Here is a 310-nt window from a genome sequence, read left to right as displayed (position 1 = left end):
GCGCCACCCCGAGGACCACCGCCACCCACACCCCCGCACCCGCCGCCGTCGGCCCGGGATCCACCGCGAAGCCCACCCGCACCCGGGGCCGGACCGCGTCCCCGAGCCCGTCGCGCAGCAGCCCCCCGACGTCCCCGATCCCCGGCACGACCACCTTCGGCGGAACCCGCGGGAGGGAGAGCGGCACCACCCCCTCCAGCACGGCCACACCCTGCCCGGCCCACGCCAGCCCGCCCGCCACCACCAGGAACAGGGCCCCCACCACCACCGCCCGTACGGCGACTTCCACCGCACCCGGCCGCCCCCGGAG

Annotated in this window: 1 pseudogene; it reads right to left on the bottom strand. The window is 79.7% G+C overall.

Features of this window, described 5'->3' with window-relative positions:
- Positions 1 to 289, bottom strand: a pseudogene (locus tag VR44_RS40660) (streptophobe family protein); the annotation flags it as partial.
- Between the last annotated feature and the right edge of the window lie 21 nt (positions 290 to 310).

The sequence above is a fragment of the Streptomyces katrae genome (genome assembly GCF_000966975.1).
Classification (GTDB): domain Bacteria; phylum Actinomycetota; class Actinomycetes; order Streptomycetales; family Streptomycetaceae; genus Streptomyces; species Streptomyces katrae.
This window is presented reverse-complemented; position numbering and strand designations above follow the sequence as displayed.